Source organism: Streptococcus oralis (assembly GCF_021497885.1).
Taxonomy (GTDB): Bacteria; Bacillota; Bacilli; order Lactobacillales; family Streptococcaceae; genus Streptococcus; species Streptococcus oralis_BQ.
In genome coordinates this window covers 722,006-741,804 of the sequence record NZ_CP046523.1, presented here as the reverse complement: position 1 = coordinate 741,804, position 19,799 = coordinate 722,006, and the positions used below count along the sequence as shown (strand labels likewise).

Sequence of the window (19,799 nt, the reverse complement as noted above, 5' to 3'; positions counted from 1 at the left end):
TTTATGGATTTACCGCTGCGACTGCCTTCTGGCGGTCACGTTTCATTGTATTGGAACGCAATTGTCCACAGGCCGCATCAATATCTGTACCATGTTCCTGACGGACGACACAGTTAATCCCTTTTTTCTTGAGGGTATCGTAGAAGGCCATCACGCGCTCTTTAGGACTACGGCTATATTGGTCATGTTCACTAACTGGGTTATAGGGAATCAAGTTGACATATGACAATTTCTTGATGTTTTTGAGCAATTCAGCCAATTCCAAGGCTTGTTCAACGCCATCGTTGACTTCATTGAGCATGATATATTCAAAGGTCACACGGCGATTGGTTGTTTCGATATAATACTCAATAGCTGCGAAAAGCTTTTCAATCGGAAAGGCACGGTTAATCTTCATGATGCTTGAACGCAATTCATTATTGGGTGCGTGAAGGGAAACAGCCAGATTGACCTGTACGCCTTCATTAGCAAAGTCACGAATTTTATGGGCCAAACCTGAGGTAGAAACAGTGATGTGACGAGCACCGATTGCCATCCCCTTGTCATCATTGATAGTACGGACGAAATTCAACACATTGTTGTAGTTATCAAATGGTTCACCAATTCCCATGACAACAATATGACTGACACGCTCATCCTGACCACGTTCATCAAAGTATTTCTGAACCAACATAATCTGCGCTACAATTTCCCCGTTATTGAGATCACGTTGCTTCTTGATCAAGCCTGATGCACAGAAGGTACAACCGATATTACAACCGACCTGAGTGGTCACACAGACTGACAGCCCGTAGTGTTGACGCATCAGTACGGTCTCAATCAACATACCATCTGGCAACTCAAAAAGATACTTAACAGTACCGTCGGCTGACTCTTGTACGATGCGTTGTTTCAATGGATTTACGACAAACTGCTCATTGAGCTTAGCAATCAAATCCTTGGAAAGGTTGGTCATTTCTTCAAAGGACTGGACACGTTTACGGTAGAGCCATTCCCAGATTTGATCTGCTCGGAATTTCTTTTCTCCTTGTTCTAATACCCATTCTTGCATGGCTTGACGTGTTAAACTATAAATAGACGGTTTCATCTCTTCTCCTTATTCTCTATCTATTTCTGACGAATGACAAAATGGCGCTGTCCCTTGTCCTCTTTCTGAGACTTTTGGTCCTTATGACGACGTCTATTTCTCTTATCCGCATTTGGCTTTCTCTTATTTTGCGAAGGTTTCTTTCCTCTTCTAGGAAGGTTTTCCTCTTCCTTTTTACGCATTTTCTTGTCAAACGACGCACGTTTAGGTGCTTGGTTTTCTAAGACAAAATAAGCACAACCATAACTACAGTACTCCAAAAGATAATCTTGTAAGCGACTGATTTTTTCAATTTTTTCCTCTGTTCGATCGTCTTTGTAAAAACCGCGAAGGCGAAGCTGTTCATTGCTCCAGTCCCCCACGACATAATCAAACTTGGTCAACACTTCTGAAAAGCGCTGATTAAAGACGGTCACATCGAAAGCCTCCTTGATATTTTCAACCAAGGTAAAAGCAATCCCTTCAGTCTCAACCTTATCCCCATTTACCTGAAATTCTGGGCCAGGAAACTTGTTATAGTTGTATAATTCAGGTGCAATTTCTTTACGCATAGTCTTCCTTTTCCACGATTACTTAACACTCTATTTTACCATATTTTCTACAAGTTGGCACGAATATCCTGAAAATGAAAAAAGTCTGACGATTCTGTCAGACTTCTGCTTTATAACCTTAAAAAGAGAAGAACAATTCTTCCCTCCATATTTTATTATTTAGCTGCTGCGTAAAGCTCGTCTACTTTGTTCCAGTTAATGACTGAGAAGAAAGCTTTGATGTAGTCAGGACGCACGTTGCGGTATTTCACGTAGTAAGCATGTTCCCAAACGTCCAAGCCCAAGATTGGTTTTTTACCTTCTGAGATTGGGGTGTCTTGGTTTGCTGTTGAAGTCACTTCAAGCTTCCCTTCTTTGTTGACAACCAACCATGCCCATCCAGAACCAAAGCGAGTTGTAGCTGCTGCTGTAAAGGCTGCTTGGAACTCTTCAAATGAACCAAATGTTGCGTCGATTGCTGCTGCAAGTTCTGCTGATGGAGCTGTTTTTTCAGGAGTCATCAATTCCCAGAAAAGAGCGTGGTTCAAGTGTCCACCACCATTGTTGATAAGTGCTTGACGGATATCAGCTGGGATAGAATCTACATCAGCAAGCAAAGCTTCAAGGTCTTCACCGATTTCAGGGTGTTTTTCAAGCGCTGCGTTTGCATTGTTGACATAAGTTTGGTGGTGTTTGTCATGGTGCAAGTGCATTGTTTCAGCATCGATGTATGGTTCCAAGGCGTCGTATGCGTATGGAAGGTCTGGTAAGATAATAGCCATCTGTAATACCTCTTTTTCTTTCTATATGAAAATGATAACGCAATCATTCTCTTTTTTCAAGTTTTTTGCTCAATTTGCTTCTGCCGCGATCTGCAAAAGTGCCTTTTCAAACAGGTACCCTTTTTCATAGACACCTGTCTTAATCTGGTAGTCTGTTTCAATCAAATAAGAAATCGCTCGCTTGAGAAAGGCCAAGGAAATTCCTCGCGAATCTCTCAATGCAAACTTGATTTGATAAGGATTTGGAGTGCGTCCTAGATAACTACCTAAACTACTTGCAATCTGTGCTTCCGTCTGACCGCTCTCTGATAAAATCTTCACTTGGGTAAAGGTTCGAAACTGTCCTAACATGACAGCTATGAGCTTGATTTCGTCTTCCCCTTGCAAGGTCAAATCTCTAACCAAGTCACGCGCCTGGTCGATCTTTTTGTCCAAGATAAACTGAGTCAAATCAAAAATATTGTCCTGCAGAGTCTTTGGAATAGCCTCGACAATATCCTTCTCCTCAATCACGCCGTCTGACTTATAAGACTGCAAAAAAAGGAGATTTTTCTGGATTTCACTAAATTGAAAACCAGACTTGATTAGTAGATTTTCAAAAGACTTTTCTGCAAACTGCAGACCTTGTGTCTGACTCCACTTTTGGAAATACTGGCGCAGTTCTTGTTCCTTGGGTTCAATAGCATCAAAAAGTTTGGCATCGCGCTTAAGCAATTTGACCAGCCGTCTTTTGCTATCCAACTTTCCTTCTGCAAAAATCAAGAGTTTAGTCGTCGGCGAAGGGTTATCAAGGTATTCTTCAAATGACTTGAGCTCATCATCTGTTAAAAAGCGTTTCTTGGCTGTTGTGATATCGACAAAATGGTCTAATATCACGATTTTTTCATCCGCAAAGAAAGGGAGACTGACCAACTCCAACTCCAAGTCTTTATAAGCTACTTCTTTCATATCAAAGTAAGCAAAATTGAGATCAGCTGGGTCATAGCCAATCTGCTTTAACACTTGACTCTTCATAACTTCAAACTGACCTTGGTCTGTCCCTGTGAATAGGTTTAAGCTAGATAGATTTGATAAAGTCAACTTCTGACTGTCTTCAATGGCAAGCATCTTCTCTCCTTTCTTCTGATTTTTTAGTAACTTTAACCAATATAGCGCAATTTCCCACGGAAATCTTCTAGGCTCTCATACCCTTTTTCCACCATAATAGCTTTCAATTCATTGGTAATGCGCTCAAAAGCTCCAACGCCTTCCTTGTGGAGCGTCGTTCCTACTTGCACCATACTCGCACCACAGAGGATGTGTTCAAAGGCATCACGACCCGTTAGAACACCACCCGTTCCGATGATTTGGATTTCTGGATTTAAGCGTTGGTAGAAGGCGTGCACATTAGCAAGAGCAGTCGGCTTGATATACTCTCCACCAATCCCACCAAAACCATTTTTAGGACGAATAACGACAGACTCGTCTTCTATGTAAAGGCCGTTTCCGATAGAGTTAACACAGTTAACAAACTTGAGCGGGTATTTGTTGAAAATAGCAGCCGCTTGATCAAAGTGAACAATATCAAAATATGGTGGCAATTTGATCCCGAGAGGTTTGGTAAAGTAGGCAAATACCTCTGACAAGATACGGTCTGTTGTCTCAAAATCATAGGCAATCTGAGGTTTTCCTGGAACGTTTGGACAAGAGAGATTGAGCTCTGTCAGTACTTTAAATTCACTCTCTTGAACTTTTTTCAAGATGGTATGTGTTTCTTCTGGAGACATGCCAACTAAAGATAGAAAGAAAGTTCGGTTTGGCTCTTTTTCCTGCAAGTCCAAAAGATAGTCCAGATAATAGTCTAAGCCATTATTTGGCAAGCCCATGGAGTTGATAGAACCAAGTGGAATATCCTGGTAACGTGGTTCAGGATTGCCCTGACGGAAGTCCAAGGTCGCTGTCTTCGTGACAAAGGTTCCTGCTGCTGAGTTTTTGACACCCTCCAACTCAGCTATCGTCATACAAGCCACACCTGCTGCATTCATTAAGCAATTATCAAACTCAAAGCCAGCTATTTGTGTTTTCGTTGATACCATGATTCTGATCCTCCAGATTCCTTTTATTTCTAATATTATACCATACTTTAAGATTTTCTCTTTGAGAAACTAATTTCTATATAAAATGTTCGGTTTTGTGAATTGAAAGAATTTTTAGAAAATTTCTGTTTTTTTCTTTACACTCAAAAAAAATTCTGCTATAATGGCTCATGTAATAAAATATAACAACAAAAAGGAGAACGATATGACATCTGCTAAAGAATATATCCAAAGCGTGTTTGAAACTGTAAAAGCTCGTAACGGGCATGAGGCTGAATTTCTCCAGGCGGTTGAAGAATTCTTCAGTACCTTGGAGCCTGTCTTTGAAAAACACCCTGAGTATATCGAAGAAAATATCTTGGCACGTATCACTGAGCCTGAGCGCGTGATTTCTTTCCGTGTTCCTTGGGTTGACCGTGATGGAAAAGTCCAAGTGAATCGTGGTTACCGTGTTCAATTCAACTCAGCTGTTGGACCATATAAAGGCGGACTTCGTTTCCACCCAACTGTAAACCAAGGGATCTTGAAATTTCTCGGATTTGAACAAATCTTTAAAAACGTTTTGACTGGACTTCCAATCGGTGGAGGTAAAGGGGGATCAGACTTCGATCCTAAAGGAAAGACTGATGCTGAAGTTATGCGCTTCTGCCAAAGCTTTATGACAGAATTGCAAAAATACATCGGACCATCTCTTGACGTACCTGCTGGTGATATCGGTGTTGGTGGACGTGAAATTGGTTACCTTTATGGACAATACAAACGTCTTAATCAATTTGATGCGGGTGTCTTGACTGGTAAACCTCTTGGATTCGGTGGTAGCTTGATTCGCCCAGAAGCAACTGGTTACGGTTTGGTTTACTATACTGAAGAAATGCTCAAAGCCAACGGTAACAACTTTGCTGGTAAAAAAGTAGTTATTTCAGGTTCTGGTAACGTAGCTCAATACGCTCTTCAAAAAGCAACTGAACTTGGTGCGACTGTTATCTCTGTATCTGACTCAAATGGCTATGTCATTGACGATAATGGTATCGACTTTGACCTTCTAGCAGATGTGAAAAATAATCGTCGTGCTCGTTTGACTGAGTATGCAGCTGAGAAGCCGACTGCTACTTACTACGAAGGTTCTGTATGGACTTACTCTGGAAACTATGACATTGCTCTTCCATGTGCGACTCAAAACGAAATCAATGGTGAAGCAGCTAAACGTTTGGTTGCTCAAGGTGTTATCTGTGTATCTGAAGGCGCCAACATGCCTAGTGACCTTGATGCGATTAAAGTCTACAAAGAAAACGGAATCCTTTACGGACCTGCCAAAGCTGCCAACGCTGGTGGTGTTGCTGTATCTGCTCTTGAAATGAGCCAAAACAGCCTTCGCCTCTCATGGACCCGTGAAGAAGTTGACGGCCGCCTCAAAGACATCATGACCAACATCTTCAACACAGCTAAAACAACTGCTGAAACATACGGTCTTGGTACTGACTACCTTGCAGGAGCAAATATCGCTGCCTTTGAAAATGTAGCAAACGCTATGATTGCACAAGGTATTGTTTAAGATTCATTTGCTTAATCCTCAATCGCTCTGATTGGGGATTTTTATGTCGACTTCAAAAAAGCTCACTATTTAAAATAGTAAGCTTAAAATCAAGATTTATTTTACTTCTACTAAGGAAAAAGACAGGCATTCAACAATTTCATTTACTGCTTCATCTATGTCTAGGACCTCATTATTATTCAACATCATTGGAAGAGCATAAGAAAGACTCAAAGCTAAAATATAACGAACGATTCTTTCATTTGACCAATCTCGGATAACACCATTTTCTTTAAACTGATTCAGAACTGGACTAATTGGCTTAATGATAGAGTGAACAATAACATTCCCTAACTGATCAGAAATATTTTTATCAATAAAAGAACGGCTCAAGAGAATTTTAACTTGCATTTGATTCTCCTGAATAAAGACTAGTCTATCTCGAACAATGATTCTTAAAAATAGCGGAAAAGACTCTTGGTTTGCTGTAAATTTCTTCTCAGAAAAATCAGCAATCACATCTGGAATAACTTGCTTAAGAAAAGTCGATAAAATTGCTTCTAAGATGCCTTCCTTAGTTTTAAAGTAACTAAAAACGGTCCCTTCTGAAACTCTAGCCTCCTTAGCAATAAGGCTGGCTGTTGTATTTTCAAAGCCAATTTCTGAAAATAACTTTAGACTTGATAATAATACTTGACGTTGTTTTAAACTCAAGTTGCTATTTTCTAATGTCTGAGCATACTTTTGTTCTAAACTTTCCATTGCTGGCACCTCTCTGCTACTCTCTTACTTTTACAACTTTCTTACCTCGAGTGTGTCCCGACTTCAGACTACGATATGCCTCTCTAACAGACTTTAGAGAAAAATCATAAACCTGATCAATATTCAGCCGAACTTTCCCATCTGAGACCATTTCAGCTAAAGTTCTAAAATCATCGTATGTGGAATGTCTCGGACCAGTAAACTGAGCACCTTTTATCATAACATAGGGTGAAGGTACTAATGTCCCAATAGCTGTCCCTTTCAAGCCTAAACTAAAAGCCAATCTAACATAATCAGATCCATAACAATCCAAAAATTTTGTAATAGGCGTTGTACTAGCTGATAGAAGAGCCTTCTTGATATTCTCTTCGTAACTTACTGGTATGGCACCTAAAGACTTCAGATAATCTGCATTTTTCTTACTTGCTATTCCGATCACTGTCGCCCCCTTAGCAACTGCATACTGTACTGCAATACTTCCAATACCTCCTGCTGCAGCTGAAATAACAACAGTATCTCTTGAATTTAAACCGATTCTTCTAAAAGCCCCACCCACAGTTAGAGAAGCTACTCCCATAGTAGCTGCGTGAGTCATGTCGATCGTCTCTGGTTTCAATACAATTTCCGATTCATTGACACAAATTTCTGTTGCTAAAGCTCCCCTCTTGGTTCCCAATCCAGGGTCACTGATCATTGTTCCAAAAACCTTATCACCTACTGCAAACCGACTTACTCCTTCACCAACTTCTGTGATAACTCCAGCAAAATCCCGACCAACACCTCTTGGAAAAAGAGGTGATTTTGACTCAAACCAACGACTTGGCTTCCTTAGTTTTGTCATAAAAGATAGAAATCGGAGTGGCTTTGCACCTTCAAAAGTCTTATAATCAATAGGATTTAAACCAACAGCATGAACTTCTACCCTAACTTGATTCTCTTTCAAAACATCAGATTTAATGTTCACTAAATCTAACACTTCTTCATCACCGAAACGACTATATTGTATTGCTTGAACAAGCATTGTATGAACTCCTTTACACATCTACAAAATTGAGTGAGCACTCAATCACTTTTCTTAATTATATGCTTATTTCCCATAGATGTCAACTATACTGTTTCAACAGCTTCTAACAAAAGCTGTTCATGATAAAAATAGATTTATTTTCCCTTTTGAAAGATTATCAAACTATAACTCAAAGAAATCCGACTGCTTATCAAAGCAACCGGATTTTTATATATCTAATTTTTCAAAAAATTTGCCTGCAGACTGCTTTTCTTTTAGATTCTCAAGCAGCTCATTCTCCAGAAAAGAACTTAGTTCGTCAAAATCTTGACAAACCTTAAAGATAGTTTCTCTGTCCAACTGGTCATAAGCTAGTTCGAAATAGTCCTTATGATGATGCCAGTTCTGGTCATAATTGATATCTTTCCGTTGATAGTAAACAATATTTTGCTTCGGTGTCAGGTAAAGCTTCTGCGTCAGAATGCTTTTCTGATCTTTGGACAGCTTGCTCCGACTGAAAATTTTAACTCCTTGAAAAATCTTGCGCTCATGGATACCCTGATTTGTGACTTTTAATTCAACTCTTTTATAGTGCATATAGTCACCTCCAAAAATTACTTTCATTATATCAGACTCTGGCAGATTTGCAAGCAAAAGTATCATTTCCAAAAATCTTTAGTAGCCTCTAAAATTTCTTCTGTCGGTGTTACTGTGGCCTCAATAATGCTCTTGCCAGTCTTTTTCAGATAGGCTTGTATCAGATGATAGCCATAAGCATAGCCTGCAGCATAGGGCATTCCAACCGGTATTTGACCTTGAATCTCAGCTATTTCATCACCGTAAAGATAAGGAGCCATTTCCGCCATCCCTGTTAGCTGAAGCTGACTTGAGATGATGTGCTTAATCTCTTCTAACTGCTCGGAACTAGTTGAAGTGACCCAGGATCCGATGAGCTCTTTACCATAGAGCTCAGCAGCAAAAGACTCTGCTAATCCTTCACTGACTACCCAGTCTGCTAGTGTTGTCTGCTGGTTCCATTTGATAAATTGGAAGCGAACATTGTGGTTGCACTCGTGAGCCAACGCGGCTCGCACACGTGGTAAAGTATAGTCATTCGGCAACAGACTAAGCATGAGGTATCCTGGAATTCCTCCATCTCCACTGTATCCCTTATTAAGCTGTAGCATAGGTTTTTCTGGATTGCCCAGTAAAATAGTAAAATGGTAATCCTCAACCTCTAAGTCATAGCCAGCTTGCTTAAAAAGACCGATACTCCTCTTGATAGTATCCTGACAATCTTGCCAGAGTTGATCAGAGCTCAGAGCGTCGATAGCTGGTCTATCCTTCTCTGACAGAGTTCCGGGTAGCTGATTCATAAAACCAAGTAAGAACAAAGCATCAAATCCTCCGGGATACTTGGCTTTCAGAGGAATATGTTGAGTTTGGTATTTCGTATCAGAAGGTGCCAACATGCCTAGCGACCTTGATGCGATTAAAGTCTACAAAGAAAACGGAATCCTTTACGGACCAGCCAAAGCTGCCAACGCTGGTGGTGTAGCTGTATCAGCGCTTGAAATGAGCCAAAACAGCCTTCGCCTCTCATGGACCCGTGAAGAAGTTGATGGACGTCTCAAAGACATCATGACCAACATCTTCAACACAGCTAAAACAACTGCTGAAACATATGGTCTTGGTACTGACTACCATGCAGGAGCAAACATTGCTGCCTTTGAAAATGTAGCCAATGCTATGATTGCGCAAGGTATTGTTTAAGAAATATGCTAAAAACCTCAATCAAAACGATCGAGGTTTTTTTGAAGCTTCATCTTCTATCAAAACTTCTTCTTCCATAACATTTTTTATTTTTTTGCCCAAAGATAATAACGTTTCTACATCAGAGGGTTTGCTTGTCCTGAGAGGATTCCAAGTAGAAGATGATAAATTTTCATATTCCTTAGACCGAACTCGAAATTTAATGTTATCCCCCTTGGTGTCTATGTCTACATTTAAGGCTCTCGCCCCCAGTTTAGGCTCCTTATTTTTTATCCTACAGAAAATAACTTCTCCTGATACAATCTCCTTTCCATCACACCAAATCCTAATATTTCTTCCAGATAATTCTACGACAAAATTCTTCACTAGACTACCTTGTATTTTTCTAATTAAAAGAAAACTAATACCAAAAAATACTAATACTATCGTATAAAGAAAAAGAGGTTGTGATCTAAAAAAATCATTCAGTTTTAAATAGAATATAGCCAACTGTATTCCCAATACAGGAAGCATGAGGAACATGGGAAAAAGGATACCAATTATTATATCTGATTTTGCTGTTGTCCCTGTAAATTCATATCTTTCCATCAATATCACCTTTATAACATTTCCTTTTTATAGGACATTAATCCCATACTAAGACGGATGCATCAGGGAGTTCAATCTCCCTTTCCCCTAGCAAAGATAAATTTTGAACTATTCTAAGGATATTGTACCACTATTTCTGCAAAAAATACCTTAGCAAACATAATCTCCTTCCACAGATACATCATCGCTTTATCGAGCGTTGGAGTTTGATTGACATGGTTCTCTAATCAAACTCCAGAACTTTATGACGAAAATCTTATGGAACAACTGGAGACACTTTATAAATTTTCTCTTTTCAATTATAAAGAAAACCGCTAATCCTAAGAATAGCGGTTTAATCATGTTTTTAAGCTACTAATGTAGTTTCTCTATTATTTAAGAGTAACTGAAGCTCCAGCTTCTTCCAATTTAGCTTTGATTTCTTCAGCTTCTGCTGCTGCAACGCCTTCTTTGATGACACCTGGTGCACCATCAACAAGTTCTTTAGCTTCTTTAAGACCAAGACCTGTGATTTCACGTACAACTTTGATAACGCCGACTTTCTTGTCGCCTGCAGCTGTCAATTCAACGTCAAATGAATCTTTAGCAGCTTCTTCAGCGCCACCAGCAGCAGCTACAGCTACAGGAGCAGCCGCAGTTACACCAAATTCTTCTTCGATAGCTTTTACAAGGTCGTTCAATTCAAGGATTGAAGCTTCTTTAATTTCAGCAATAATGTTTTCAATGTTCAATGCCATTGTTATTTCCTCCAAATAAGTTTTAAATTTTATAATAGTTTTTTTCGTAGCTAGGCTACGCTGCGTAGCTTAAGATTAAGCTGCGTCTTCTTTGTTGTCTGCAACCGCTTTGACTGCAAGAGCAACGTTGCGCACTGGCGCTTGAAGTACAGAAAGGAGCATAGAAAGAAGTCCTTCGCGGTTTGGAAGAGTTGCAAGAGCAACGATTTCTTCTTTAGATGCGACAGCGCCTTCGATTGCACCACCTTTGATTTCAAGTGCGTCAGCGTTTTTAGCAAAATCGTTCAAGATTTTCGCTGGTGCGATAACATCTTCGTTAGAAAATGCTACTGCAGATGGTCCAACAAATACTGATGCAAGATCTTCAAGACCAGCTTTTTCAGCTGCACGACGCAAGATTGAGTTTTTAATGACTTTATACTCAACTTCGCTTCCACGAAGCTCACGACGAAGAACTGTATCTTGCTCAACTGTCAAACCACGAGCGTCAACAACGACGATAGATGCAGCAGCTTTCATTTTTTCAGCTACTACGTCAACTAGTTCCGCTTTTTTAGCAATAATTGCTTCACTCATTAGTGTGTTCACCTCCGTAATTATTTTGCTTGGGGAATTTTCCCAAAAGAAAAACGCGCCCAAACCTAGACACGAAAGTACAATACGCTTCTTTTTACATGATACGTTTTGTCCTCGGTAGGATCTTTATGAGTCAAGCTCCCCTACTGTCTTAGGCAGTTTTTTCAAACCGTATATAAGTATAGCATAGACAAAAAAAGAATGCAAGATTTTTGCAAACTTTTTTTGAAATTTTTTTAAATCTCTACCGTCAAAATTTTGCCTTGCTTAACAACCTGCTGTCCTGCAATATAGACATCGTCAACATCACTGGATTTAACTGCATAAACGAGGTGAGAGAGCATATTTTCCTCTGGTTGAAGATGGATTTTTCCTTTAGGTTGAACAACGAGAAAATCTGCTTGCTTGCCAACTTCCAGACTTCCTATCTGATCTTCCATTCCAAGAACCTTAGCACCTTCAATGGTCAAAGCCTTAAGGGCTATCTCGATAGGGAATTGACTGGCATCTTCACCCTTCATCTTCTGAAGGAGGGCTGCAGTCCGTCCTTCCTCAAACATATCTAGGTTGTTATTAGAAGCAACCGAGTCTGTCGCAATTCCCACTGCTACTCCTGATTTTTGCAGTTGGATGATGGGAGCAATCCCTGAGGCCAATTTGAGATTACTAATGGGATTATGGGCGATAGCCACTTGAGAGGTTGCCAAGCGTTCAATTTCTCGCTCGTTTAGTTCGACCCCATGAGCAAAAATAGACGGATGATCTAAGTAACCCAGTTCTTCTAGAAAGGCGAGGGGGCGTTTGCCGTATCGTTTCAGGATAATTCCTGACTCTTCCTTGGTCTCCGCCACATGGATATGGATAGGAATATTTAGCTCTTTCGCCATTTCTAAACTCGCTTGCAACAAGTCTTTACTACAACTATAAGGAGAGTGAGGGGCTACCATAACCTTGAAATTTGGATTATCATATCCTAAGATTTCCTCTATGATGGCTCGTGTTCTAGCAATTGTCTCATCAGCTGTTTCTGCCTCTGAAGAAAAGAGGGTCGGTGAGAAATAACAACGCATCTTGGAAGCTTTCACTGCCTGATAAATTCTCTCAATATCCACACCATTGGGATTATACATATCGTTGAAGGTTGTTGTCCCTGACTGGAGCATCTCCGTCAGAGCCTCTTTGACTGCATTGGTAGTCATGTCGGGAGTAAACTCAGCTTCTGCTGGCCAGATATAGTCATTGAGCCATTCGTGGAGATTGCTGTCATCCCGAATCCCTCGCAAGCCTGTCATGGCAGAATGGGTGTGGCAATTGACCAAACCAGGCATTATCCAGGCTCCCTGATAGTCTATAATCTGCTCAGCTTGCTCTAAAATTTCTTGCTTCTCTTGACCAACATAGACGATTTGGGAATCCTTAACAGCTAAGATATCATCCAAATAAACATGGAAATCTTGGTCACAAGTCACGATATTTACATGCTGATAGACTTTCATTGTTTTCTCCTTCTAAGACCCTGATTTTTCTAGCTATTGTAACAAAAAAGTCACCCGAAGGCAACTTTTTTTGTCCATAATACTGCAAAATAGAAAGGATTATTCGGAACTAAAAGCTGCTGCTTTTTGCATTTGGTAATACTTACCCTTTCTTGCCATGAGGTTCTGATGATTGCCATGCTCCACAATATCACCATCTACCAAGACAAGAATCAAATCCGCATCCTGAATGGTTGACAAACGGTGAGCAATGATAAAGCTTGTGCGCCCCTTCATCAGTTTGGCAAAGGCATCCTGAACTAGTACCTCTGTCCGTGTATCGATGGAGGAAGTCGCCTCATCTAAGATAAGAATCTTGGGAATAGCTAGAAAGACTCGGGCGATGGTCAAGAGCTGGGCTTGACCAACAGAGAGAGATTCTCCTGCATTTTCCAACTTGGTATCGTATCCCTGTGGCAACTGTTGGATGAAAAAGTCTGCGTTAGCTGCTTTTGCAGCAGCAATCACTTGTTCCCGACTGGCATCAGGATTTCCAAAGGCAATATTATCATGAATAGTTCCTTGCTTGAGCCAGGTTTCTTGGAGCACCATTCCAAACTGCTGTCTCAATGATGCTCGGGTATAATCATAAATGGATTGCCCATCTAACAAGATATCTCCCGAGTTAATAGGATAAAAACGCATGAGGAGATTGATGAGAGTTGACTTACCAGCACCTGTCGGACCAACGATGGCTACCTTGCTACCAGCTGGGATATCGATAGACAAATCCTTAATCAAGATCCTTTCAGGATTGTAGCCAAAAGAAACATGCTTAAAGGAAATGGCTCCCTGTACTTGGTCACTGGTCAAGATTTCCTTACCTGTTTCAACAACCTCAGGACTTTCTAAGACAGCATAGACACGCTCTGCGCAGGCGAGAGCACTTTGCAACTCGGCTAGAACTGAAGAAATATCATTAAAGGGCTTGGTGTACTGTTGGACATAGTTCAAAAAAGTCACTAAACGTCCGATGGTCAAGGTGGATCCCATCATGATACGATAAGCTCCTACTCCAGCAAGAAGAGCATAGATGAGTGCATTCACAAAGCGAGTCGAAGGATTAACCGTTGAAGAATAAAAGATGGCTGACTGAGAATAACTTGCGTAGTTGGTATTCGCCTCATGCAGTCTTTGGATAAACTCTGTTTGAGCATTGAAGGACTGGATAATAGTCTGCTGGCTAAGCGATTCTTCAATCAACTGAGTCTGAATCCCCCTTGTCTCTGTTTGCTTCTGGAAGAGATGATAGGATTTCTTGGCAATAAAGCGTGAAATCACCATGGATAGGGGCGTCAACAGCAAGACCAAGAGGGTCATGAGGAGATGAATTTGGAGCATGGCTAAAATACTAACCAAAATCATCAAGACGCCAATGAAAAATTGGTTAAAAATCATAGTCAAGCCAGCTGCCAACTGTTCGATGTCCGTGGTTACACGACTGACCATCTCCCCACTGCCTTGCCGATCCACAAAAGCAATCGGTAAACGATGGAGCTTATGGATGATTCGCTCTCGCAAGTCTCTGGTATAAGAGAAGATTAGGCGATTATAGAGAAGAGGATTTACCCATTGTACCAGAGTATTTCCTATGACCACCAAAATCATCTGAATGAAAATCTGCCAAAAAACTGGTGAAGAGCCAGCCACTAGGACCTGGTCAATGACCTGCCCAATCAGAATAGGTAGGTAGATCGATAAGGCAACCTGAGCAATGGTTCCTAGAAAGGCTAGGAAAAGGAGGAAAGGATGGTTTACAAGGTCTTTAGCCAAACGCGTGAGCGTCTGGTTTGCAGTTTGTCTTCTCATGCTAGTCCTCCTTTCCATGTTGGGAGGCATTGATTTCACGATAGACTTGACTGGACTTCATCAAGTCCTCGTGATTGCCGATAGCTAGGAGCTCACCTTTTTCCAAGAGGAGAATCTGGTCCGCCATCTGTAAAGTCGAGGTTCTTTGAGAAACCAAGATTAAGCTCGTGTTTGGTAAGTTTTCGCGGATAGCTTTCAAGAGCTTAGACTCGGTAATGGTGTCAAGGGCCGAGGTTGCATCATCTAAGATGAGAAACGGAGCTCGGCGCAAGACTGCTCGAGCGATAGACAGCCTTTGTTTTTGTCCGCCTGAGAAATTTCGTCCTCCTGCCTCAACTAGGGCATCCAAAAGTCCTTCCTTTTCATTGACAAAATCCTTTGCTTGGGCAATTTCCAAGGCCTGCCAGAGTTCTTGGTCAGATAGTTCTTGATCTAAACCAAGAGTCAAGTTGGCACGAATGCTCCCCTTAAAGAGTTCTACTTTTTGAGGCACATAGGCAATCCAAGACCGCCATTCCTCCAAATTACGAGGACTAGATCCATCTCGATAAAGGGAAATGCTTCCCCTATCTGCTGGATAAAGTCCAAGTAAGACTTGTACCAAGCTTGATTTACCAGAACCCGTTCCCCCAATGATACCAAGGATTTGCCCTTGAGTCATATCAAAGGAAATGTCTCTCAAAGAAGGCTGGGCTGCATCAGGATAGGTAAAGGTCAGTTCTTGAACTTGTAAAACCTGATTACTGGAAGCTTGCTTTTCTTCTAACTCTGAATGGATGTTTTCTGGAGCTTGAGCAAAGACTTCCTCGATTCGCTTAGCTGAGATATAGGACTGATTGAGAGAATTTATCAGCATAGCTAGCTTGACCAATTCCACCAAGATCTGCAAGAGGTAGTTGATAAGGGCAATAAGAGCACCTTGGCTGAGTAAACCTCCTTGAATCGAAATATAGCCCTGCCAGATGATAACGAGGAGGGTTCCATTAACAATCAGATAGGTCAGGGGTGTTAATAAACTAGACCAGAAACCTGTTTTCTCTTGCAAACTGGCATAGACCTGGTTAAGGGTTTGAAAAATCTGTAATTCTCGTTTTTCTTGTCCAAAGGCACGAATAACCCGCATTCCTTGTAATTGCTGGCGTGTTTCTTGAACTAGTTGGTCTGTTTTCTTTCTGAGACCACTGTAGAGAGGATTGACCAGTCGTGAGAGCCCTACAATGACAATGGTCAAAATGACAACCATGACCAAGAACCAGAAAGTCAGCTCAGCTGAGATGCGATAGGCCATAAAGATGGCACCAAAAACGATAATAGGAGCTCGCAAAAAGAGACGCAGGAATTGATTGATACCAATCTGAATCTGGTAGGTATCCGAAGTCAAGCGAGTAACCAAGCTAGAAGTTGTCAAACGATCCCTGCTCTCTTTGGGCAAAGATAAAACGTGCCGATATAAGTCATCTGTTAACTCTCTGGCAAATCCTACCGCAGCCTTAGCTGAGTAAAACTGGGCTACCAGGGCCACTAAAACACCAATCACTGCAAAGATAAGGAGCAGGCCAATCTGCATCCATAGATACCCTTGATCTCTCTGAGGCAAGGAGTGGTCAACAATTCCAGCAATCACCATGGGAACCAAGAGCTCAAAAACAGCTTCTAGTAGCTTAAACAAGGGTGCCAAAATGGATTCTTTGATATAGGGTTTGAAGTAAGATAGTAAGTGTTTCATAAGTCCCTTCTATTCTTATTCTGGAAATGAAGAAAGTGGGAAGCCCCACCCTCAGTTTTATTTGTTTAAGTAAGGCAATAGATATCCATATCCTGCTTTTTCCATCTCATCCTTTGCTACAAAGCGCAAGGATGCAGAATTGATACAGTAACGGAGTCCACCTAACTCCCGAGGTCCATCTGTGAAGACATGACCCAAGTGAGCATTTCCTGACCGAGAACGAACCTCGATTCGCTCCATTCCATGACTCAGGTCCTTGTAGTAGTGAATCAATTCCTTAGAAATCGGACGGCTAAAACTTGGCCAACCACAACCTGAGGCAAACTTATCCTTGGCGAAAAAGAGTGGCTCACCCGTCGTGATGTCTACATAAATCCCTTCTTCAAAGGTTTGGTCATAGGCATTGCTAAATGGAGCCTCTGTAGCAGCTTCTTGTGTAACACGGTAAGACTCTTCAGATAAACTTTTCCTTAACACCTCTTGACTAGGCTTTTCATAGTTAGATGCGTCAATCAATGGCTTCTCAGCATCGGTCACATCGATATGACAATAACCGGAAGGATTTTTCTTGAGATAGTCTTGATGGTAGTCTTCAGCTAAAATGTAGTGGCGAAGTTTCTCCACTTCTACTGCAATCTTTCGACCCAGCATACGCTCCTGCTCCTGCACCACTGTGTAGATAGCAGGCAAGTCTGCTTCATCCTGATAATAGATCCCCGTTCGATATTGGCGACCACGGTCATTTCCTTGTTGATTGATTGATAAGGGATCAATGACACGGAAATAATAAAGTAAAATCTCTCTTAGTGATACTGTATTCTCTTCATAAATCACTTGAACAGTCTCTGCATGGTCTGTTTCCTTGAGTAGCTGGTAATTGGTCGTTTCGACTTGCCCATTAGCGTAGCCAACACTGGTCGCTAGCACTCCAGAAATTCGTGAAAAATACTCCTCTAGGCCCCAAAAACAACCACCTGCTAGATAAATTTCTGCCATCTTCGTTTCTCCTTTATCAAGTTCTTTAACTAGACTTCTTTTCAAAAAAAGGATAGGAAGCCCTCTGGTCAAGAGTTTCCCCATCCTATCTTCTGTTCTTTACTTTATTTCGACACGGACACCTTGCGTATCAACTTTCAAATCATGCAGTTTGCCTTTGAAAGGTTGGTTTTGCAATTCAGCTTTAATCTTTGGCATCTTGTCATGAGAAGCCAAGACCATAACTGTTGGTCCGGCACCAGAGAGATAGGTTGCATAGGCATCATTCTCTTTGGCTACTTGCTTAATCGTCGCAAATTCACGGACCAGACTTTGACGATAGCGCTCGTGGAAGAGATCTCCCTCAATCGCTTGACCAGCAGTCACCATGTCTCCTGCCAACAAGGCTGCAACCGCCACATTGGCAATGGAACTAGCTGCAACAGCTTCCTTGTAGGACAATTTTTTAGGTAGGACACCACGACTGTCTCGAGTGCGTAATTCATAGTTGGGAATATAAGCTAGAAAATCACACTCTGGGAAGTCAGCCACAATCGCTGAAACATTTCCTTCAACAGAACTTGCAATAACGAGATTACCGTAAATTGCTGGAGCCACATTGTCAGGATGTCCTTCAATCTTGGACGCCAGCTGCAATTTGTCGTGGTTAGATAAGTTGAGATTGCCCAGTTGGTTAGCCAGTTCAATTCCAGCAACGATAACCGAGCTAGAAGAACCCAAACCACGCGCCAAGGGAACATCACTGGTCATTTTCAAGCGTCTCGGTTGCAAGTCAGGCGCAATTTGCAAGGCAATCTTAAGCAAAAGATTACGCTCGTCATGGGGAATCCATTTGCCAATCTGGTGTTCAATCAGCCACTCATCCCGTTCTTCACAGACCTCAATTTGAAGATACTTGGTTACAGCTACACCGACCGAATCAAAACCTGGCCCGATATTGGCACTGGTTGCAGGTACAATAATCTTCATCTTATTCTCCTAACACCTTGAAGGTATTCAAGAGGTCAAATTCTGAAGCTTTGGCCAACTCTTCTGAAACATTCTCAAGTTGTGCTTTATTAATCTTATGAGTGATAATCACTACACGCGCCTTGTCACCCTCTTTACCATCTTGGAGGATTTGCTTGAAGGAAATATCTTGAGCGTTGAAAATCTCAGCTAATTTCAAGACCTGACCTTTTGAGTCTGGAGCCAAGATTGAGAAGTAGTAATTAGCTTTGACATCTTCTGGATTAGCCAAGACCAAGTCACGGCTGTATTCGTTGAAGTCTTTACCAATGGTACCATCATTCAAGCGACGAACGATACGGACAATGTCTGCTACAACACTTGTTGCAGTTGGTTTTTGACCCGCACCTGGTCCGTAATACATAGACTCACCAATACCGATAGACTCCACAAAGACTGCGTTCATTACCCCATTCACACTGGCAAGTGGGTGCGCTTTAGGTAGGAAGGTTGGAGTCACTTCTGCAGCAATACCTGAAGGAGTTTCCTCGATAGAACCAACCAATTTCACTACATAGCCAAGGTCTTGGGCTACAGCTACGTCTTCTGGTGTGATGTTACGGATTCCCTTGTGGGCTACATCGTCAAAAGCAACCTTCATCCCAAAAGCAAACTGGCTCAAAATCACCATCTTGTAGGCTGCATCAATCCCATCAACGTCATTTGTAGGGTCGCTTTCTGCAAATCCTAGTCTTTGAGCTTCAGCCAGAGCATCGTCATAAGACCAGCCTTCTTCGACCATCTTGGTCATCATGAAGTTAGAAGTTCCGTTAACGACACCAAGAACGCGCGTGATTTTATCAGAAGCCAATGAATTTGCCAAAGTACGAAGAATTGGAATCCCGCCAGCTACTGCTGCTTCGTAGTAAAGTGCTACCTTATGCTCTTTAGCGATTTCTAGCAATTCTGCACCATGGACAGCCAAAAGGTCCTTGTTAGCAGTAACAACGTGTTTCCCAGCTTCTAAGGCACGAGTGATAAAGGTTTTAGCTGGTTCGATACGCCCCATCAATTCCACTACAATAGTAATGTCCTTGTCTGATAAAATATCATCTACATTGGTTACAAAGTTAAAGTCATTTCCTGCTGCAAGCAAGCGGTTCTTTTCATCTTCATCCTTGACCAATACCTTGGCTACTTCAATCTCTGAATGAGCTGACTGAACGATTTTTTCTTCATTTTCCTTTAGGAGGAATGGCACGCCACTTGCAACGGTACCAAATCCAAGTAAAGCAATTTTAACTGTCATGTTTGTCTCCTAGAAATTTTCTGATATAGCCA

Annotated in this window: 18 protein-coding genes, 2 pseudogenes and 1 other annotated feature; of the genes and pseudogenes, 2 read left to right on the top strand and 18 right to left on the bottom strand. The window is 41.4% G+C overall.

The annotated features are described in order from the left end of the window. Position 1 precedes the first annotated feature (1 nt). The 5 genes from rlmN to GOM48_RS03690 form a co-directional block, all read right to left on the bottom strand. A complete protein-coding gene (rlmN, locus tag GOM48_RS03710) occupies positions 2–1,087 on the bottom strand; it encodes a 23S rRNA (adenine(2503)-C(2))-methyltransferase RlmN (RefSeq protein ID WP_235098459.1) in 1,086 nt (361 codons plus the stop codon). Between the two features lie 20 nt (positions 1,088–1,107). Then, entirely contained in the window at positions 1,108–1,638 is a 531-nt protein-coding gene (locus GOM48_RS03705) for a YutD family protein (RefSeq protein WP_061406909.1), read from the bottom strand. Between the two features lie 155 nt (positions 1,639–1,793). Further along, entirely contained in the window at positions 1,794–2,399 is a 606-nt protein-coding gene (gene sodA / locus GOM48_RS03700) for a superoxide dismutase SodA (RefSeq protein WP_000974728.1), read from the bottom strand. 69 nt (positions 2,400–2,468) lie between these two features. Continuing rightward, positions 2,469–3,506: a DNA polymerase III subunit delta gene (holA, locus tag GOM48_RS03695; RefSeq protein ID WP_235098457.1), complete on the bottom strand. Its 1,038-nt coding sequence runs from the start codon at positions 3,504–3,506 to the stop codon at positions 2,469–2,471. 32 nt (positions 3,507–3,538) lie between these two features. Next, a complete protein-coding gene (locus GOM48_RS03690; RefSeq protein ID WP_235098454.1) occupies positions 3,539–4,474 on the bottom strand; it encodes a dihydroorotate oxidase in 936 nt (311 codons plus the stop codon). A gap of 205 nt (positions 4,475–4,679) precedes the next feature. Here GOM48_RS03690 and gdhA point away from each other — a divergent pair, with 205 nt between their 5' ends. Beyond that, a complete protein-coding gene (gene gdhA, locus GOM48_RS03685; RefSeq protein ID WP_235098452.1) occupies positions 4,680–6,026 on the top strand; it encodes an NADP-specific glutamate dehydrogenase in 1,347 nt (448 codons plus the stop codon). Between the two features lie 96 nt (positions 6,027–6,122). Here gdhA and GOM48_RS03680 read toward each other — a convergent pair whose 3' ends face one another. The 4 genes and pseudogenes from GOM48_RS03680 to GOM48_RS03665 form a co-directional block, all read right to left on the bottom strand. Then, complete coding sequence (locus GOM48_RS03680; RefSeq protein ID WP_235098450.1) at positions 6,123–6,767, bottom strand: TetR/AcrR family transcriptional regulator; 645 nt, start codon at positions 6,765–6,767, stop codon at positions 6,123–6,125. 16 nt (positions 6,768–6,783) lie between these two features. Beyond that, the gene (locus GOM48_RS03675) at positions 6,784–7,788 is read right to left on the bottom strand and encodes an NADP-dependent oxidoreductase (protein ID WP_235098448.1); all 1,005 of its coding nucleotides are present in this window, start codon (positions 7,786–7,788) and stop codon (positions 6,784–6,786) included. Positions 7,789–7,998: 210 nt separating this feature from the next. Next, positions 7,999–8,367: an EXLDI protein gene (locus tag GOM48_RS03670; protein WP_235098445.1), complete on the bottom strand. Its 369-nt coding sequence runs from the start codon at positions 8,365–8,367 to the stop codon at positions 7,999–8,001. 62 nt (positions 8,368–8,429) lie between these two features. Then, positions 8,430–9,242, bottom strand: a pseudogene (locus tag GOM48_RS03665) (DUF2268 domain-containing protein); the annotation flags it as partial. On the opposite strand from GOM48_RS03665, the pseudogene GOM48_RS03660 reads away from it, so the two are divergent. Beyond that, positions 9,223–9,543 (top strand): annotated as a pseudogene (locus GOM48_RS03660) (NADP-specific glutamate dehydrogenase); the annotation flags it as partial. The pseudogenes GOM48_RS03665 and GOM48_RS03660 overlap by 20 nt on opposite strands. Before the next feature lie 21 nt (positions 9,544–9,564). On the opposite strand, the gene GOM48_RS03655 reads toward GOM48_RS03660, so the two are convergent. The 9 genes from GOM48_RS03655 to GOM48_RS03615 all read right to left on the bottom strand — a co-directional run bounded on the left by GOM48_RS03655 (position 9,565) and on the right by GOM48_RS03615 (position 19,767). After that, positions 9,565–10,131 carry a hypothetical protein gene (locus tag GOM48_RS03655; protein ID WP_235098443.1) on the bottom strand — a complete coding sequence of 189 codons (567 nt, stop codon included), beginning with the start codon at positions 10,129–10,131 and terminating at the stop codon, positions 9,565–9,567. Between the two features lie 371 nt (positions 10,132–10,502). After that, positions 10,503–10,868: a 50S ribosomal protein L7/L12 gene (rplL, locus tag GOM48_RS03650; protein WP_001196968.1), complete on the bottom strand. Its 366-nt coding sequence runs from the start codon at positions 10,866–10,868 to the stop codon at positions 10,503–10,505. 75 nt (positions 10,869–10,943) lie between these two features. Further along, positions 10,944–11,444, bottom strand: coding sequence for a 50S ribosomal protein L10 (gene rplJ / locus GOM48_RS03645; protein WP_049530475.1), 501 nt, complete (start codon positions 11,442–11,444; stop codon positions 10,944–10,946). Positions 11,445–11,482: 38 nt separating this feature from the next. Further along, positions 11,483–11,618: a sequence feature (ribosomal protein L10 leader region), on the bottom strand. A 62-nt stretch (positions 11,619–11,680) separates the two neighbouring features. Further along, positions 11,681–12,940, bottom strand: a complete 1,260-nt coding sequence (locus GOM48_RS03640) for a TRZ/ATZ family protein (RefSeq protein WP_235098441.1) — start codon at positions 12,938–12,940, stop codon at positions 11,681–11,683. A 99-nt stretch (positions 12,941–13,039) separates the two neighbouring features. Then, the gene (locus tag GOM48_RS03635; RefSeq protein WP_235098440.1) at positions 13,040–14,788 is read right to left on the bottom strand and encodes an ABC transporter ATP-binding protein; all 1,749 of its coding nucleotides are present in this window, start codon (positions 14,786–14,788) and stop codon (positions 13,040–13,042) included. A 1-nt stretch (position 14,789) separates the two neighbouring features. Further along, positions 14,790–16,514 carry an ABC transporter ATP-binding protein gene (locus tag GOM48_RS03630; protein WP_235098438.1) on the bottom strand — a complete coding sequence of 575 codons (1,725 nt, stop codon included), beginning with the start codon at positions 16,512–16,514 and terminating at the stop codon, positions 14,790–14,792. Between the two features lie 57 nt (positions 16,515–16,571). Further along, positions 16,572–17,510 (bottom strand): peptide-methionine (R)-S-oxide reductase MsrB, encoded by a 939-nt coding sequence (gene msrB, locus GOM48_RS03625; RefSeq protein WP_235098436.1) that lies wholly within the window; start codon positions 17,508–17,510, stop codon positions 16,572–16,574. A gap of 99 nt (positions 17,511–17,609) precedes the next feature. After that, on the bottom strand, positions 17,610–18,479 hold the full coding sequence (gene thrB / locus GOM48_RS03620) for a homoserine kinase (protein ID WP_235098434.1): 870 nt from the start codon (positions 18,477–18,479) through the stop codon (positions 17,610–17,612). A gap of 1 nt (position 18,480) precedes the next feature. Further along, positions 18,481–19,767, bottom strand: a complete 1,287-nt coding sequence (locus GOM48_RS03615) for a homoserine dehydrogenase (RefSeq protein WP_235098432.1) — start codon at positions 19,765–19,767, stop codon at positions 18,481–18,483. Positions 19,768–19,799 lie beyond the last annotated feature (32 nt).

Coding starts and splice junctions, on each gene's coding strand:
- GOM48_RS03690 (WP_235098454.1), bottom strand. CDS start 4,474: ATGGTATCAACGAAAACACAAATAGCTGGCTTTGAGTTTGATAATTGC.
- thrB (WP_235098434.1), bottom strand. CDS start 18,479: ATGAAGATTATTGTACCTGCAACCAGTGCCAATATCGGGCCAGGTTTT.
- GOM48_RS03705 (WP_061406909.1), bottom strand. CDS start 1,638: ATGCGTAAAGAAATTGCACCTGAATTATACAACTATAACAAGTTTCCT.
- msrB (WP_235098436.1), bottom strand. CDS start 17,510: ATGGCAGAAATTTATCTAGCAGGTGGTTGTTTTTGGGGCCTAGAGGAG.
- GOM48_RS03655 (WP_235098443.1), bottom strand. CDS start 10,131: ATGGAAAGATATGAATTTACAGGGACAACAGCAAAATCAGATATAATA.
- rplJ (WP_049530475.1), bottom strand. CDS start 11,444: ATGAGTGAAGCAATTATTGCTAAAAAAGCGGAACTAGTTGACGTAGTA.
- gdhA (WP_235098452.1), top strand. CDS start 4,680: ATGACATCTGCTAAAGAATATATCCAAAGCGTGTTTGAAACTGTAAAA.
- holA (WP_235098457.1), bottom strand. CDS start 3,506: ATGCTTGCCATTGAAGACAGTCAGAAGTTGACTTTATCAAATCTATCT.
- GOM48_RS03670 (WP_235098445.1), bottom strand. CDS start 8,367: ATGCACTATAAAAGAGTTGAATTAAAAGTCACAAATCAGGGTATCCAT.
- GOM48_RS03615 (WP_235098432.1), bottom strand. CDS start 19,767: ATGACAGTTAAAATTGCTTTACTTGGATTTGGTACCGTTGCAAGTGGC.
- rplL (WP_001196968.1), bottom strand. CDS start 10,868: ATGGCATTGAACATTGAAAACATTATTGCTGAAATTAAAGAAGCTTCA.
- GOM48_RS03630 (WP_235098438.1), bottom strand. CDS start 16,514: ATGAAACACTTACTATCTTACTTCAAACCCTATATCAAAGAATCCATT.
- sodA (WP_000974728.1), bottom strand. CDS start 2,399: ATGGCTATTATCTTACCAGACCTTCCATACGCATACGACGCCTTGGAA.
- GOM48_RS03680 (WP_235098450.1), bottom strand. CDS start 6,767: ATGGAAAGTTTAGAACAAAAGTATGCTCAGACATTAGAAAATAGCAAC.
- GOM48_RS03640 (WP_235098441.1), bottom strand. CDS start 12,940: ATGAAAGTCTATCAGCATGTAAATATCGTGACTTGTGACCAAGATTTC.
- rlmN (WP_235098459.1), bottom strand. CDS start 1,087: ATGAAACCGTCTATTTATAGTTTAACACGTCAAGCCATGCAAGAATGG.
- GOM48_RS03675 (WP_235098448.1), bottom strand. CDS start 7,788: ATGCTTGTTCAAGCAATACAATATAGTCGTTTCGGTGATGAAGAAGTG.
- GOM48_RS03635 (WP_235098440.1), bottom strand. CDS start 14,788: ATGAGAAGACAAACTGCAAACCAGACGCTCACGCGTTTGGCTAAAGAC.